This window comes from Cryobacterium sp. TMS1-13-1 (assembly GCF_004403125.1).
Lineage (GTDB): Bacteria > Actinomycetota > Actinomycetes > Actinomycetales > Microbacteriaceae > Cryobacterium > Cryobacterium levicorallinum.
Genome location: NZ_SOGX01000022.1, coordinates 14,785 through 29,538, shown reverse-complemented (window position 1 = coordinate 29,538; position 14,754 = coordinate 14,785). Strand labels below are relative to the sequence as shown.

The 14,754-nt window shown below is 63.7% G+C and carries 15 protein-coding genes; 4 read left to right on the top strand and 11 right to left on the bottom strand.

Features of this window, described 5'->3' with window-relative positions; genetic code table 11:
• Positions 1 to 5: 5 nt before the first annotated feature.
• From E3T31_RS17300 to E3T31_RS17265, 8 genes are all read right to left on the bottom strand, one after another.
• The gene (locus E3T31_RS17300) at positions 6 to 602 is read right to left on the bottom strand and encodes a type II secretion system protein J (protein ID WP_134470644.1); all 597 of its coding nucleotides are present in this window, start codon (positions 600 to 602) and stop codon (positions 6 to 8) included.
• A complete protein-coding gene (locus E3T31_RS17295) occupies positions 599 to 955 on the bottom strand; it encodes a hypothetical protein (protein WP_134470642.1) in 357 nt (118 codons plus the stop codon). Before E3T31_RS17295 ends, E3T31_RS17300 begins: the two co-directional genes overlap by 4 nt.
• A gap of 120 nt (positions 956 to 1,075) precedes the next feature.
• Entirely contained in the window at positions 1,076 to 1,483 is a 408-nt protein-coding gene (locus E3T31_RS18585) for a prepilin-type N-terminal cleavage/methylation domain-containing protein (RefSeq protein ID WP_134470641.1), read from the bottom strand.
• Between the two features lie 140 nt (positions 1,484 to 1,623).
• Positions 1,624 to 2,853 (bottom strand): type II secretion system F family protein, encoded by a 1,230-nt coding sequence (locus tag E3T31_RS17285; protein ID WP_166788555.1) that lies wholly within the window; start codon positions 2,851 to 2,853, stop codon positions 1,624 to 1,626.
• Positions 2,853 to 4,154, bottom strand: coding sequence for a type IV pilus twitching motility protein PilT (locus tag E3T31_RS17280; RefSeq protein ID WP_241978080.1), 1,302 nt, complete (start codon positions 4,152 to 4,154; stop codon positions 2,853 to 2,855). The genes E3T31_RS17285 and E3T31_RS17280 overlap by 1 nt, the downstream gene beginning before the upstream one ends.
• A gap of 21 nt (positions 4,155 to 4,175) precedes the next feature.
• Positions 4,176 to 4,418 carry a hypothetical protein gene (locus E3T31_RS18545; RefSeq protein ID WP_255454075.1) on the bottom strand — a complete coding sequence of 81 codons (243 nt, stop codon included), beginning with the start codon at positions 4,416 to 4,418 and terminating at the stop codon, positions 4,176 to 4,178.
• On the bottom strand, positions 4,415 to 5,299 hold the full coding sequence (locus E3T31_RS17275) for a GspE/PulE family protein (protein WP_255454074.1): 885 nt from the start codon (positions 5,297 to 5,299) through the stop codon (positions 4,415 to 4,417). The genes E3T31_RS18545 and E3T31_RS17275 overlap by 4 nt, the downstream gene beginning before the upstream one ends.
• Positions 5,300 to 5,959: 660 nt before the next feature.
• Complete coding sequence (locus tag E3T31_RS17265) at positions 5,960 to 6,466, bottom strand: OsmC family protein (RefSeq protein WP_134470639.1); 507 nt, start codon at positions 6,464 to 6,466, stop codon at positions 5,960 to 5,962.
• Between the two features lie 156 nt (positions 6,467 to 6,622).
• Between E3T31_RS17265 and E3T31_RS17260 the strand changes: the two genes are divergently transcribed.
• Complete coding sequence (locus tag E3T31_RS17260; RefSeq protein WP_134470637.1) at positions 6,623 to 7,930, top strand: O-acetylhomoserine aminocarboxypropyltransferase/cysteine synthase family protein; 1,308 nt, start codon at positions 6,623 to 6,625, stop codon at positions 7,928 to 7,930.
• The gene (locus E3T31_RS17255; RefSeq protein WP_134470635.1) at positions 7,930 to 8,499 is read left to right on the top strand and encodes a CoA-binding protein; all 570 of its coding nucleotides are present in this window, start codon (positions 7,930 to 7,932) and stop codon (positions 8,497 to 8,499) included. Before E3T31_RS17260 ends, E3T31_RS17255 begins: the two co-directional genes overlap by 1 nt.
• Before the next feature lie 88 nt (positions 8,500 to 8,587).
• Here E3T31_RS17255 and E3T31_RS17250 read toward each other — a convergent pair whose 3' ends face one another.
• The gene (locus E3T31_RS17250; RefSeq protein ID WP_134470633.1) at positions 8,588 to 9,961 is read right to left on the bottom strand and encodes an LLM class flavin-dependent oxidoreductase; all 1,374 of its coding nucleotides are present in this window, start codon (positions 9,959 to 9,961) and stop codon (positions 8,588 to 8,590) included.
• Positions 9,962 to 10,098: 137 nt separating this feature from the next.
• On the opposite strand from E3T31_RS17250, the gene E3T31_RS17245 reads away from it, so the two are divergent.
• Positions 10,099 to 10,689: a flavin reductase family protein gene (locus tag E3T31_RS17245; RefSeq protein WP_134470631.1), complete on the top strand. Its 591-nt coding sequence runs from the start codon at positions 10,099 to 10,101 to the stop codon at positions 10,687 to 10,689.
• A 70-nt stretch (positions 10,690 to 10,759) separates the two neighbouring features.
• Entirely contained in the window at positions 10,760 to 12,817 is a 2,058-nt protein-coding gene (acs, locus tag E3T31_RS17240) for an acetate--CoA ligase (protein ID WP_134470629.1), read from the top strand.
• Positions 12,818 to 13,281: 464 nt separating this feature from the next.
• Here acs and E3T31_RS17235 read toward each other — a convergent pair whose 3' ends face one another.
• Positions 13,282 to 13,911, bottom strand: a complete 630-nt coding sequence (locus E3T31_RS17235) for a hypothetical protein (protein ID WP_134470627.1) — start codon at positions 13,909 to 13,911, stop codon at positions 13,282 to 13,284.
• Positions 13,898 to 14,752, bottom strand: a complete 855-nt coding sequence (locus E3T31_RS17230; protein WP_134470625.1) for a PP2C family serine/threonine-protein phosphatase — start codon at positions 14,750 to 14,752, stop codon at positions 13,898 to 13,900. The genes E3T31_RS17235 and E3T31_RS17230 overlap by 14 nt, the downstream gene beginning before the upstream one ends.
• Between the last annotated feature and the right edge of the window lie 2 nt (positions 14,753 to 14,754).

Genomic DNA, 14,754 nt, shown 5'->3' with positions numbered 1-14,754 from the left:
GACGGCTATGAGGGCACTTCCGCGTTCGCCACGGTGCCGACGCAGTCTGCGAAACATGTTTCCTCGATACTGCTCGGCGCTCGTTGTGTGACGGTCGTTTGCACGACGACCGGCGTGGTTCCTCCGACCGTGAACGACAGTTTGACCTGGCCCTGGACGACCACGGAAAACACGGGCTCCGTGAGGTTGACCGCGCTAATTCCCTGGCCTTGCACTGTCCAATCTTTCAGCCCTTCAGGCGCGGGCGCAGTCACACGTACGTCCCCCGTGTTGACCGTGTACAAGACGCCGGAATCGAAATACCAGGCCCGGCAGGACAGGTCGGATGTGTCGTCCATTCCGGCTGTCCTGATCGAGAGCAGGTTGCCGCTAACTGCTACCTCGGTGGCGTTTCGCACATCTCGCTTGATCGACTCGGCGATCAGCTGCGCGGTGTTGGCGCCATCCGAGGCAGAGACCACGTCTCGCTGGGCTCGCACCGCGTTGAGCAGAAAGCCACCCACGAGGGTGAGGATCAACACCGAGAGGCTGATGTAGATGATCAACTCGACCAGGGTGAAGCCAGTTTCGGCACGCTTGGCGCCGACACGAGGCTCGCTCACTCCGTTACCAAGATGAGCGTGACCGCTTCGGCGAGAACCTCGTTCGTCGCGGCGTCCTTGACGGTGCTTTTGTACGACAACGTCGAGGGACGATCTACGGTGCACGTGCCCCACGAGCCAGCGACGGTGAATGCGTCGTCCTCAGGGGGTGTCTCTAGGGGATTAAAACCACAGACCGGTCCTGACGCGCGGGCACGGTCGAGGTCGGCACTGAGCAGCTGCGTGGCCGTGGCGATCGACGCGTTGACTTTGGACACCTGTAACGACTGCACGAGCACGGGCAGAAACGCCATGGCCAGGATGCTCAGCAGAAACATCGAGACGATAACCTCGACAATTCCGAAGCCAGCCATTCCCTTTACTGGCTCCGCGGAGCGAATCGCACTCATCTCAACGCTTTTCTTCCCGGTCGTCTATGGATTCAGGGCACGCAGGCCGGTCGGTGCCCCACCCGATTGGTACCCGCGCAATGCCTATTGCTCGATGGCTGACGTGGACTCCATGATGATGTACGTGTGGGCGGCATCAGTTTCCCAGATACCCGTGAGACTGAAAGCAACATCAGTGGTGCTCGTCGCACTTGTAGCCGTGATCTTTACGGACTCAGTCGTGGGATACGCGGCCAAAGCCGCGACAACGGCCGCTTCAAGTCCCGTCCCCGTGGTCATGGCGACGGCGATCTCCGTCTTCATTTGGGTCAGTTGGGTCGCGACGGCGGAATCCTTCGCGTCGTCCTGCTGGTTCAAATAGATCGGCACGGCGATGGCGGAGAGGACGCCCAGGATCACCACGACGACGAGAACCTCGATGAGCGTGAAGCCCTTGTCGTTGCGACCGAGGGCCATGCGTTTATTGCCTAGGACGGACACGATGCGGTTCATGGGTGGTTCCTTTACGTGGCGTTTCTGGGAGCAGAACGGTGCGGCTGCTCATATTTCAACCTAGGTTTTCCCCCGGTGAAATAAGTGGGTTTTTGGGGTTTACTCACCCCCAGAGGGAGTGCAGCCTCAACGGGGGTGGACTATCCGACGTAGTCGAATACGTTGAACATGGGCAGGTCGAGAGCGACGACCATCCCTCCGACGATGACGCCGATCAGGGCGATCATCAGGGGTTCAATCAAGGCGGTGAGTTGCTGGGTGGTTGCCTGCACTTCCTGGTCGTAGAACTCGGCGATCTTGCGCAGCATCTGCTCGAGCGCGCCGGCATCCTCTCCCACGGCGATCATCTGGGTGACCATGGCCGGACACACCGGTTCGAGGGCGAGCGGCGCGGCGATCGACCGGCCACGACTCACCGACTCCTCCACCTTCTGCAGGGCTTCCTCGATGACCCAGTTGCCCGAGGTCTCCCCGACGATCTTGAGCGAGCTCAGAATGGGCACGCCGGCGCCGATCATGGTGGCGAAGTTGCGACTGAACCGGGCGATCGCGAGCTTAGCGAGTACGGGGCCGACGACCGGCAGTTTGAGCTTGAGCGTATCGACCATGCGTCGCACCGGCTCGGTGTGCCGACTCGTGCCCCACCACAGCCACGCCATAACCGCTCCCACGATCAGTATCGGGGCGACCCAGAGCATGATGTGGGAAAGGTGCACGAGCACCTGGGTCGCGATCGGCAGCTGACCACCGAGCTGTTGAAACATGTCCTCAAACACGGGCACGATGAAAATGAGCATGCCAATGATGGCGAGCACCGCCATGATCATCACGATCACCGGGTAGGCCAGGGCCGACTTGATCGTGTCACGCAGGCGCACCTCGGTTTCGAAGTTGTCGGCGATGGAGCCCAGCGAATCCTCCAGGAAACCGCCGATCTCGCCGGCGCGAACGAGGTTGATCATGATCGGCGGAAAGACCTCGTCGTGCTTGTCAAAAGCGTGCGACAGGGACATGCCCGTTTCGACGTCGCTGCGAATGACCGAGATCACCCGCGCGAGCCGGCGATTCTGGGTCTGTTCCGAGAGAATGATCAGCGTACGCAGCAGCGACAGACCGGCTGCGGTCATGGTCGCCATCTGGCGACTCATCACGGCCAGATCGACGAGCGCGACCGGCTTGGTAGACCCGGGCAGGTGCAGATCCATATTGAGGCCACGAATCGGGCGGGCTGGAACGATCGAGATCGGCGACAGCCCCATGGTGCGCAGCTGCTGCAGGGCCGCACGCTCCGACCCGGCGTCCATGCGCCCCTTAACGACCTTGTCGTCGGCGTCCCGACCCGAATAGGCGAAGGAGAGTTCAGCGACCATTAGCGCCTCCTCGATGTGAACGAGTCGTTGAAGTCGATCTCGGCCAGGCTCAGGTCGCCGAGCGAGGGATCGCTTGGATCGATCTTGTGCACGAGTTGCTTGAGCACCTCGATATCCTGGGCCTTTTCCTCCGCCGCCTGCCGCGTGATCAGGCGGGCGTCGACGAGCTCGGCGAGGTGCTGATCCATGGTGTGCATGCCGGTGGCGCGGCCCGATTGCAGCGCAGATCCGATCTGGTGGGTCTTGCCTTCCCGAATGAGGTTGGCGATGGCTGGCGTTGAAACCAGAATCTCGGTGGCCACCACTCGTCCACCCCCGACCTTGCGCACGAGCGTCTGACAAAGCACTCCGCGCAGGGTCGCGGCGAGTTGCGCCCGCACCTGGGCCTGCTGGTGGGCGGGAAAAACGTCGATCATGCGGTCGATGGTTTGGGCGGCATCCTGCGTGTGCAGGGTCGAGAAGACCAGGTGGCCCGTTTCGGCGGCGGTCAGCGCGACCGAGATGGTCTCGAGGTCGCGCAGCTCGCCGATCAGAATGACGTCGGGGTCCTGCCGCAGCACGTGTTTGAGTGCCGCGGCGAAACTGTGCGTGTCCTGCCCGACTTCGCGCTGGCTGATCACACACTTCTTGGACTCATGCACGAACTCGATCGGGTCTTCCACCGTGACGATGTGGTCGGTGCGGGTGCTGTTGACAAGGTCGACGATGGCCGCGAGCGTGGTCGTCTTGCCCGAACCGGTCGGACCGGTGACCAGCACCAGGCCCCGCGGCAAATGCGCAAACCGCGAAACGAATGCCGGCACGCCCAGTTCGCTCTGCGACCTGATCTCATTGGGAATCAACCGAAATGCACCGCTGACCGAGCCGCGCTGCTGATAGAAATTGACGCGGAACCGAGTCGACTCGATCGTGTACGCGAAGTCGAGTTCGAGTTCGCGCGCGAATTCCTCCCGCTGCTCGGGCGAGAGGATGCTGCCGAGGGCCGCCGCGACCTTGCCCGGCGACCAGCGCGCCCAGCCGACGATGGGCCGCAGGGCGCCGTCGATGCGCACGCTCGGCGGTGCACTGCCGGCCACGTGCAGGTCTGACCCGCCAGCATGAGCGACCAGGCGCAGGGCGGCGAGCAGGGCGGGGTCGATATCAGTGGCCGGTGGCTCATCTGTGACTAGGTCGGTTGCCGGTGGTTCGCCGGGGTCGCGCTCGCTGGACAGGGCGCGCATCGCGTGCAGAATGCGAGCCGTTGGGGTGGGGTCTGCGGTGCTGTCGTCGGTGGGCATCCGGTCATAATCGGGTTGTCTCATGACAGCTGCCCTCCCGCTTTTCTAGGAGACAACGCGGAGTACCTCATCCACCGAGGTCAGGCCGAGGGCGACCTTGGCCCAGCCGTCTTCACGCATGGTGATCATGCCCTGCTTGCGCGCGGCGGCCCCGATCTGGGCGCTCGAAGCCTGCGCGACGGTGAGGCGCTCGATCTCCTCGGACACCGTCATGACCTCGTGAATGCCGAGGCGACCGCGGTATCCCGTCTGCGAGCAGCTTGAGCATCCGGCCGACTTGTAGATCACGGTGCCGGTGGTGGTGGGGTCGATGGCCGGACCGATCTCGGGCCGGATCGTTGAGCGCGCAGAATCGAACGCAGGGCGACGGCGAAGGTGAGGCCGGCCTTGCGGTTCACCTGCACCTGATTCACCCCGGGCATGCGGTATTCCACCGGGTCCTCGACCGTGATGACGTTGATTTCGGGCCGGGAGATGGCGTGCAGCGTAGTGTAGAGCGTGGTCGACTTGCCCGACCCGGTGGGGCCGGTGACCAGGATCCTGCCGCACGGCTTGGTATACGCCATTTCGAACTCGTTGAAGTTGTCGGTGAGCAGATTGAGGCCGCTCATCTTCATCGATGAGGTGGCGTTGTCGAGAATACGCAGCACCACCTTTTCACCCCAGACCGTGGGCAGAATGGCGACGCGCAGATCGACGGTGCGGCCGTTGTGGTGCACCGACATGCGACCGTCCTGCGGTTTGCGCCGCTCGGCGATGTCGAGGTCGCTCATGATCTTGATGCGCGAGGTGACGCCGCCGGCGATAGTCGATGGCGCATTCTGCATATCGTGCAGCACGCCGTCGATGCGGTAGCGCACCCGCAGGCCGCCTTCGAAGGCGATGGGCAGCACGTTGGCGCGGCGACAGACGGCGGCCGGCACCTTGGCCACGGCGAGCCGATCGACGGGATAATCCAGCAACTCGACGAAGGGCAGATTCTTCTGCTCGGCACGCGCCTGGGCGAACTGCACCTCGCTGATCGTGCCCGCGTCGACCATGCTGCGCACGGCGGCCTCATCGGCGCGGTCGCTCCGGCGCACGGTGTCGAGGTCCTCGATCGGAAGTAGGCCGTGCACGATCAGAATTTCGGTCAGGCTGGTCAGGAACGCGCTCCCCCGGGATACCACATGGGTACCGCCACCCGGCCCGTGAATGACGCACGAAACGGATGACGGCACAAAAGTACAGCTTCGGGGTAGCCCGTGAGTAAAACAGCTGGACAGCCCCACTGTATGGGGCGCTCATTTGGGGGTGTTTCGGTCCGGTCTGCGGCAGGGTGTCGGCGGTTAATGCGCCCTTGGCGGCTCGAGCGATCGTGGGTCGGGCCGCGGTCGATGCGGCCGCATTGTCGCTGGGGATATCGCGGCGCCAGGTCTATGTGCTGATCAAACGCTATCGAACGAGGTCGGCATTAACGACGAATTTGGCTCCCGGGCGCTCCTCTCATGGGAAAGGTACGTGGCGGCTGGACGCCGAAGTTGAAGACCTCGTCAGTGAGGTGGTGCGGAAGCAGTTCCTGATGAATCGGAGGTAGTCGCCGTCCTGTGCCCAAACGATTCGTCCGTCCGGAGCGAAGGTCGCTTCCATCCGCCTGGGCTTCTTGTTCTTGACTCTCTGAATAACGTTGACCCGAAGACCTCTGACGAGGACCTTTGCCTCTGCTGAGTTTGGGTTCTCCAGATTAACGAACTTGGTCAGATTACGAATCACGTCATCGGCCAGGTGCTTGTTCGCGCTTGACAGCTGCTGTACTGCTTAGCCTCGATCCACCGATCGGTGGATCGAGGCTAAGAGTGGACGCTGTGCGATACCGCTAATTTTGGCGGAACGGCCAGTGTCTGGAAGACGACGCAATAGCGTTCCGTCAAACGGATAAGGGTGGCGATCTGCTCCTCGTCCGCATCGGATGTTAATTCGAACCGCATCCTGATGTCCTGAAAGCCGACCGCCGTCTGCTTGTCGACGGCGAGCGTGCCGCGAAAATCGAGGTCTCCCTCGGCGTGCACCACACCGGTGACGTCGATGCCAAGCGAGGAAGCGACTGCGGCCAGAGTCACCCCCGCGCAGGCAACGAGTGCCTGGAGGAGCATATCGCCTGAGCACACGGAGAGACCGTCGCCTCCGGTGGCGGGGTGCAAACCAGCCTCCACCAGGGCCTGCCCGGTCTGCACCGAACAACTGATACCCGCGCCCAGTTCACCGTTCGCCCGAAGCGTCACCAGAGCGGCGTCGGGGTCGTCGCGGTACTGCTGCTTCAGAGGAGCTTGCACCGTGCGCAGGTCGTTGATAGTCACTGGTCATCATCTCCAAGTAGTTTCGAAGCGTGCGGTCGGCAACGCCTCCTTCCTTACAGTATCCGCCGGCAACTGGAGCTACCGCAGATTGCTCCCATTGTTACCGTGCATGTCCACACAAAGTTGCCGGGGAGCACGTTCCGGTAGCGTAAAGGAATGGCAAACCACGACCGCACAGACAGGGAGTGGGGTTTTCGCACCCGTTCCATCCACGCAGGAAATGTTCCGGATGCGGTGACCGGCGCCAGAGCCATTCCCATCTACCAGACCACAGCCTTCGTGTTCGATGACACCGCTGATGCTGCGGCCCGGTTCGCCTTACAAAAGTACGGCAATATCTACTCCCGCCTCGCCAACCCGACGGTCGCCGCATTCGAGGAGCGTGTGGCAAGCCTTGAGGGTGGGCTGGGCGCTGTCGCCACCTCGAGCGGCCTGTCGGCGCAGTACATTACCTTCGCTTCGCTCGTGGGTTCCGGCGACCACATCGTCGCAGCTGCGAGCCTCTATGGCGGTTCCCTCACGCAGCTCGACATCACGCTGCGTCGGTTCGGAGTTGAGACCACTTTTGTGCCGGGCACGGATGCGGCCGACTATGCCGCAGCGATTACTGACAAGACCAGACTGATCTTCGCCGAGTCCATCTCCAACCCGTCCGGCGAGATCGCCGACCTCGAGGGTCTGGCCGACGTCGCCCACGCCGCGGGTATTCCGCTCATCATCGACTCGACCTTTGCCACCCCCTACCTGAACCGGCCAATGGAATGGGGAGCAGACGTGGTCATCCACTCGGCGACGAAATTTCTTGGCGGCCACGGGACCACTCTGGGTGGTGTCGTGGTGGAGTCCGGTCGGTTCGACTGGAACAGCGGCAAGTTCCCCCTGTTCGATATTCCAGTGCCGGCGTACGGCGACCTCAACTGGTCGGGCAACTTCGGCGAGTATGCCTTTCTCACCCGCCTGCGTGCCGAGCAGCTGCGGGATATCGGACCTGTCCTGGCCCCACACTCCGCGTTCCTCCTCGCCCAAGGCGTCGAAACCCTGGCCTTTCGGATGGAAGCGCACGTCGCCAATGCCAGGATCGTCGCGGAGTGGCTCGAAGCCGATCCCCGAATTGAATTCGTCAATTGGGCCGGGCTCCCCTCGCACACGCACTTTGACCGCGCCAAGAAATACCTGCCGAAGGGACCGAGCTCGATCTTCAGCTTCGGCGTCAGGGGCGGCAGGGATGCCGGGCGCACTTTCATCGAGTCAGTGACCCTGGCCAGCCACCTCGCCAACGTCGGCGACGCGAAGACACTGGTTATTCATCCGGCGTCCACCACTCACGCGCAGCTCACCGAGCAGCAGCTTGTTGACGCGAAGGTGTTGCCGGGCCTTGTCCGCATTAGCGTGGGGATCGAAGATCCAGACGACATTATTTACGACCTCGACCAGGCGCTGAGCCTGGCAACCGGAGGCAAGTGATGAGCACGGAAGCAGTATCCTCCCCATTGGCCAACGGCCCCGCCTGCGAACTGCCGGTGAGCGTGGCCGGCGCGAACCGAGTGAAGTCCCCGCGAACCTGGATCGGTCCCAGCGCCAAGGAACGCCTCAAGATTCTGCAGAGTGCCACGTCGGTCGCCATCGTGGGCGCATCGCCCAACGCGGCGCGGGCAAGCTACTTCGTGGGAACCTACTTGCTGCAGTCCAGCAGCTACCGGGTGTATTTCGTCAACCCGAACGCCGACGAGATTCTCGGCCACAAGACCTACCCCTCCCTTGCCGCACTGCCCGAGGTGCCCGACATCGTCGACGTGTTCCGCCGGGAAAGCGAAATCTCCTCGGTTGTCGATGACGCCGTCGCCATCGGCGCTCCGACCGTCTGGATGCAGCTTGGCATTTGGAACCAGGATGCGGCGACCTACGCGCAGAGCCAGGGTCTGACGGTAATCATGGACCGCTGCCTCAAGATTGAGCACGCCCGCTTCAACGGCGGCCTCTATCTCCTCGGCTTCAACACCGGCGTGATCTCGGCACGAAAGACGGCCCGCTGAGAGCCGACACTGCCCTCGTAATTTCACCGTGCGACGCCGCCCAGCGGCTCTCTGATCACTCGAGAGCCGCTAACCGACTGGCCGCGACCTAAGCGGATCGCACCCGGTAGTTCGCCCCCTTGTGCTCGTCGGGAAGACGGCCGCCCCGTCCGTGCAACTTATTGCGCAGCGTGCCCTCGACGTACTCCTTCGGGTAGGCACCCCGAGCCTGCAGCTCGGGGATCACATAGGTGACGACATCCTCAAACGTTCCGGGGGTGATGGCATAGGCCAGGTTAAAACCGTCCACATCCGTCTCCTCCACCCACTCCTGCAGGGTGTCGGCAATCTCCGCGCCTGAACCGACGATGAACGGGCCGAGGCCGCCGATAGCCGCCAGTCTGGCTATATCGCGTACCTTCCATTCGCTGCCGTCTGCATTCGCCTCCTGATAGTTGGCCACTACGGACTGAATCGCGTTGCTCTTGACATTACCGATGGGCTCGTCGAGGTCGTACTGCGAGAGGTCGATGCCCATCCAGCCGGACATGAAGACGAGCGCGCCCTCCTCGCTGGCATACGAGAGGTAGTCCTGGTACTTGTCCGTCGCCTTCTCCGACGTCTCGTCGGTGATGATCGTGAGGAGGGTGTAGATGCGCGCGGAATAGCGGCTGCGGCCTGCTTTTTCGAGGGCATCCCGAATTTTCGTGACCGTGGCCTTCAGCCCAGCCTTGGTCGATGACGCAACGAAGATCGCCTCTGCATTACCGGCAGCGAAGTCGATGCCGCGGGAGGATGCCCCCGCCTGGTAGATCACCGGTGTGCGCTGCAGCGACGGCTCAGAGAGGTGGATACCCGGGACCGTGAAGTGCTTGCCGTGGTGGCCGATCTCGTGAACCTTGCTCGGGTCGGTGAACACCCCGGATTCGCGGTCGCGGATGACGGCGTCGTCCTCCCATGACCCTTCCCACAACTTGTACAACACCTCGAGGTACTCGTCCGCGTGGTCATAACGCGCGTCGTGCTCGAGCTGGTCTTCTTGGCCCATGTTTCGTGCGGCGGATGGTAGGTATCCGGTGACCACGTTCCAGCCAACCCGCCCATTGGTCAGGTGGTCAAGGGTCGACATCCGTCGTGCAAACGGATACGGATGCTCGTACGCCGTACCAGCGGTCACCCCGAACCCCAGATGATCTGTCACTAATGCCATCGCCGAGATCAGCAGCACGGGGTCATTCACGGGAACCTGCGCACCATGCCGGATCGCGGCCTCATTCGAGCCGCCGTACACGTCGTAGGTGCCCAGAACGTCAGCGATGAAGATTCCGTCGAATCTTCCGCGCTCCAATAGTTTTGCGAGCTCGGTCCAGTAGTGCAGGTCTTTGTACCGCCAGGACTGGTCATCCGGGTGCCGCCACATTCCAGAGGACTGGTGGGCGACACAGTTCATGTCAAAGGCGTTGAATCGAATCTGTCTGGGCATCTCTCTATCGTGACGGTTGAGACCCGAACTGCGGCTTATGACGCAACATGGCGTCACACTACGACAGACATTCACGCTCAAAGCTCCCGACGGGGGACCCTTGATTCTGTCTTTGATTATTTTGCGAACGGAACCCGATGAGAACTCAAGAACAGGCCGCACTCGCCGGGCCGTGGCCGACCGACGGTAACCAGGGTGCGAAACATCTCGGTGGGCTGCATCCGGACGAGTTCAAGCTGGCGTTTCGCAATCACGCCGCCGGCGTCGCTGTGATCACCGCCGATGCCGGCGACGGCCCGGTCGGCCTGACCGCCACCTCGGTGTTCTCGGTGAGTGCCGAGCCACCGCTGCTGGTGTTCTCCCTCTCGGATCATGCGTCCAGCGCTCCGACCATCCGCCGCGCCGACACTGTCGTCGTGCATCTCCTCGGAGCTGAGCAATTGAACATTGCAAAGCTCTGCGCCACCAGCGGCGTCAACCGTTTCGCCGATACTGAAATTTGGGCCAGGCTCGCGACCGGTGAACCGTATTTCCCCAGCGCACACGCCTGGATTCGTGGGCGCATCATCAACCGGATGGCTGCGGGCAGTTCCACGATCATTGCCGTGCACGCCCTCGAAGCGACGGTCGCCACCGATCAAGGCGGATCCGACCCGCTGGTGTACCACAACCGCACTTGGCACAGCCTCGACGAGCACTCGGCGCTGCGGAGCGTACCGGGAGCGTGAGGAGCGCCTACATTACGCCGCCTTACCGGCCCGTGTGCGCCGCGCGGCGCGGCGCGGTAGCGTCAAAGCGATGACCCTTCCCCTCGAGACCGCTGCAGCCAACGACAGCCTCTACTATCCGCCTGCTGGCCTCGTCGACTCCGCCAACGTGGGCTCCGGCGCATGGCCCACCGCCGCGACTGACCCCGTCGCATTCTGGGAGCGGCAGGCCGACCGCCTCGACTGGGCGGAACGCTGGCACACCGCACACACATGGGAGCCGGCCCTCGCCGACGCCAGCGGCGCGCTCGAATCGGACGGGCATCCGTTGCTTTCGATCCCCCGTGCCCAGTGGTTTCTCGGCGGTCGGTTGAACGTGGCAGTCAATTGCGTCGACCGCCACGTCGATGCCGGGCACGGCGATCGGGTCGCCATCAACTTCGAGGGAGAGCGCGGCGACCGTGAGGTGATCACCTATGCAGATCTCCAGCGCAGGGTTGCGCAGGCCGCGAACGCCCTCATCGCTTTGGGAATCGTGGCGGGCGACCGCGTGGTCGTCTACCTCCCGGTCATACCGGAGACCATTGTCATCACCCTCGCCATTGCCCGGCTCGGCGCGGTGCATTCCCTGGTGTTCGGGGGCTTCTCGGCCGCGGCGCTGCGATTTCGCCTCGAGGACACCGGGGCCAAACTGCTCGTCACCTCCGACGGCCAGTTTCGCCGCGGGGCCGCCGTAGCGGTGAAAGAGCAGGCGGATGTCGCTGTTGCGGGCATCGACGCGGTCGAACACGTGCTCGTCGTGCGGCGCACCGGAGACCTGACCCCCAACGTGCCCTGGACCGCCGGCCGGGATGTCTGGTGGCACGACGTCGTCGACACCGCCGAAAACACCCACGACGCCGAGTTCTTCGACGCCGAAACGCCCCTCTTCATTATCTACACCTCGGGCACCACGGGCACCCCCAAGGGGCTCGTGCACACGTCGGGAGGCTATCTCACCCAAGCGTCGTGGAGCCACTGGGCAATCTTCGATGCAAAAGACTCCGACGTGTACTGGTGCACGGCCGACCTCGCGTGGGTCACGGCCCACACCTACGTGCTCTACGGCCCGTTCTCCAACGGCGCGACCTCCGTCATTTACGAGGGAACCCCAAACATTCCGCACCCTGGGCGCCATTTCGAGATCATCGAACGCTACGCCGTGACAACCTATTACACCGCTCCGACCCTCGTGCGCACCCTCATGACCTGGTTCCCAGACGGCGTGCCCGCCACCTTTGACCTCTCCAGCATCCGCCTCCTCGGCTCGGTTGGCGAGGCGATAAATCCGCACGCCTGGCTGTGGTTTCGAGAGAATATCGGCGCCGGCACGGCCCCCATCGTCGACACCTGGTGGCAGTCCGAGACCGGAGCGGCAATCGTGGCCCCGCTACCCGGGGTCACGGCCCTGAAGCCGGGGTCAGCTACCCACGCGCTGCCGGGACTCACCGTGCGCGTGGTCGACGATCAGGGCACGGATACCGAGCCCGGGTCGAGCGGATCCCTCGTGGTCGACGGCACGTGGCCGGCTATGGCCCGCACTGTGTGGGGCAACCCCGAACGGTACCGCGACGCGTATTGGAAGAAGTACGCCGAGCAAGGCTACTTTCTTGCCGGCGACAGCGCGAAGATCGACGCCGATGGCTACCTGTGGCTGCTCGGACGCATCGACGACGTCATCAACGTGTCCGGACACCGGCTGTCGACCATCGAGATCGAGTCGGCACTTGTCGCGCATCCCGCCGTCGGCGAGGCCGGGGTTGTTGGCGTTCATGACGAGACCACCGGGCAGGCCATCGCCGCCTTCGTGATCCCCGCTCGGTCGCTCTCCGCGGCGGAGGCCGCCGATCCCCGAATCTGGCGTGCCCTCGAAGCGGAACTCTTGCCGGCGCTCCGCTCCCAGGTCACCGTTCAGGTCGGAGCGATCGCTAAGCCGAGGGAGATCGTGGTGGTACCCGACCTGCCGAAGACTCGATCGGGCAAGATCATGCGTCGCCTGCTCGGCGATCTCATGGACGGACGCGAACTGGGCGATACAACGTCGCTGCAGGATGACACGGTGCCGCTCCAGATCAGACAGATCCTAGACGCCAGGCGCTCACTGGGCTAACCGCGTCAACACTCGATGCAGCGTCAACGGTGAGCTCAGCAACGTGCCTTTTCAGCGCGGGAAATATGCGCAGGAATCGATTGATCAGGAACGGCACCAGCGCGGGATTTCTGTGCCAACTAGTTGCGATGAGGTAGCCACTGATGGCAAAAAACGTAGAGACCAAGACTATGAATCGGGATCTCGAGGACTCGGGGTGCTGCAGCGATGCCGGTCAACGTGAGCGAGTGGCCCACAATCACAGCCCGAGCGGAGACGAGACGCAACACAACGCAACGCAACGCATCGCATCCAGATTATTCGTCGGCCTGATGATCGCTTCCCACAATTCGCCCAAGAGGCGACGGTGCCTCTGAACGAAGTATTGCAGTGAGAATGCGCTACCCGTAAGTAGACGGACTCACGACGCGAACCGGCAACGGTCTTCTGCTAGTTCATCTTGCGGGGCTTGGGGCCAGCTGAAGTCACCAGGTGGCGAGGGCGAAGACGGTGAACGCGACGGCCGCGACCAGAACGAGCAGGGTGCTCGCAATTATCACGACCAGAGTGATCCGACGTCGACGACGGATGCCCGCCGCGGCTCGCTGACGGATCTCGGCCGCCGCCTGGGCGAGGGCGATCCGGTCCGGATCGGGCGCGATCGGCTGCGACACGGGTGTGGATTGGGCTGGCGCGACGATTATTGGGACCGGTCGGGCTTGGTAGCGCACGCTCGCGCCGCTCTGCACCTGCGGCGGCTGGTAGCGACGCTGCAGATCGTCGACGACCGGGATGTGCGCCGGCGGGGTCGCCCGTCGACTGCTCAGGAGAGTGTCGCTCGCCGCGCTGCCACGGGGTGAGCGCACGGTTGCTTCGTCGTCGTCCTCCGGGGCGACGGCCGAATCGACGGCTGGGTCCACGACCTCGGGTCGGGAGTGCCGGGCGCGTGCCACGATGCGGGTGTGTTCGTCTTCGGCGCGTTGCACGATGCGCGTGTCGTCGTTGTCCGTGCGTTGCACGATCACGGTGTCGTGGTTGTCCGCGCGCTGCACGATTACCGTGTCATCGTCACCGGTGTCGGTGTCGGCCCCATCGCGTGGATCAGCGGGCGGCATTGCGGGCCACTCGTTGAACCGGGCGGGTGTCCTCGGTTTGAGTGTCGATGGTCTCGGCGTGGTCTTCCTCGATCGCGACACCGTGCCAGGAGCTGACCCCGCCGGCGACGACGTCAATGACGATCACCGAGACGTTGTCGCGCCCGCCGTGCTCGAGAGCGCCGGCGAGCAGCAGGTCCGCGGTCTGCTGGGTGCTGCCGCCGAGCGTGAGCCCGGCCTTGATGCTCTCCTCGGAGAGCTCGCCGTGGAGTCCGTCGGAGCAGACCAGCAGCCGTTCGCCGGTCACCACCGGGCGCAGCCAGTAGTCGGTCGGGCTATTGTCGGCGCCCACGGCCCGGGTGATCACATTCTTGCGGGCGAAGGTGGCGACATCCGCTTGCAGTAGTGTCCCCTCGTCGATGAGTTCCTGCGCGAGGGAATGGTCGACGGTGAGCTGGCTGAGTTCGCCGCCGTACAACCGGTAGACCCGGGAGTCGCCGACGTTCACGATGAGCCATTGCGGGGCATCGTCGTGGTCGATCAGGACGAGGCCGGTGAGGGTGCTGCCGGCGCCGCGCCCGGTCGCGTCCGACACCGCGCGCACCGCCGCGTGGGCGCGCTCAACGGCTGCTCCGACGTCCTCGGCCAGCAGCCCGGGGCGCGCGACGCAGCCCTGGAATTCGTCGATGACGGCGGAACTGGCCCGATGGCCAGCTTCGAGGCCGCCCATGCCGTCGGCGACGATGAACACCGGGGATGCGGCCAGCAGCGAGTCTTCGTTCTGCTGACGCTTGCGACCGACATCGGAGCGAAAGCCGCACTGCAATGAGACCTGGGCGCTGGTTGGCTGGAGGTGGGTCATGT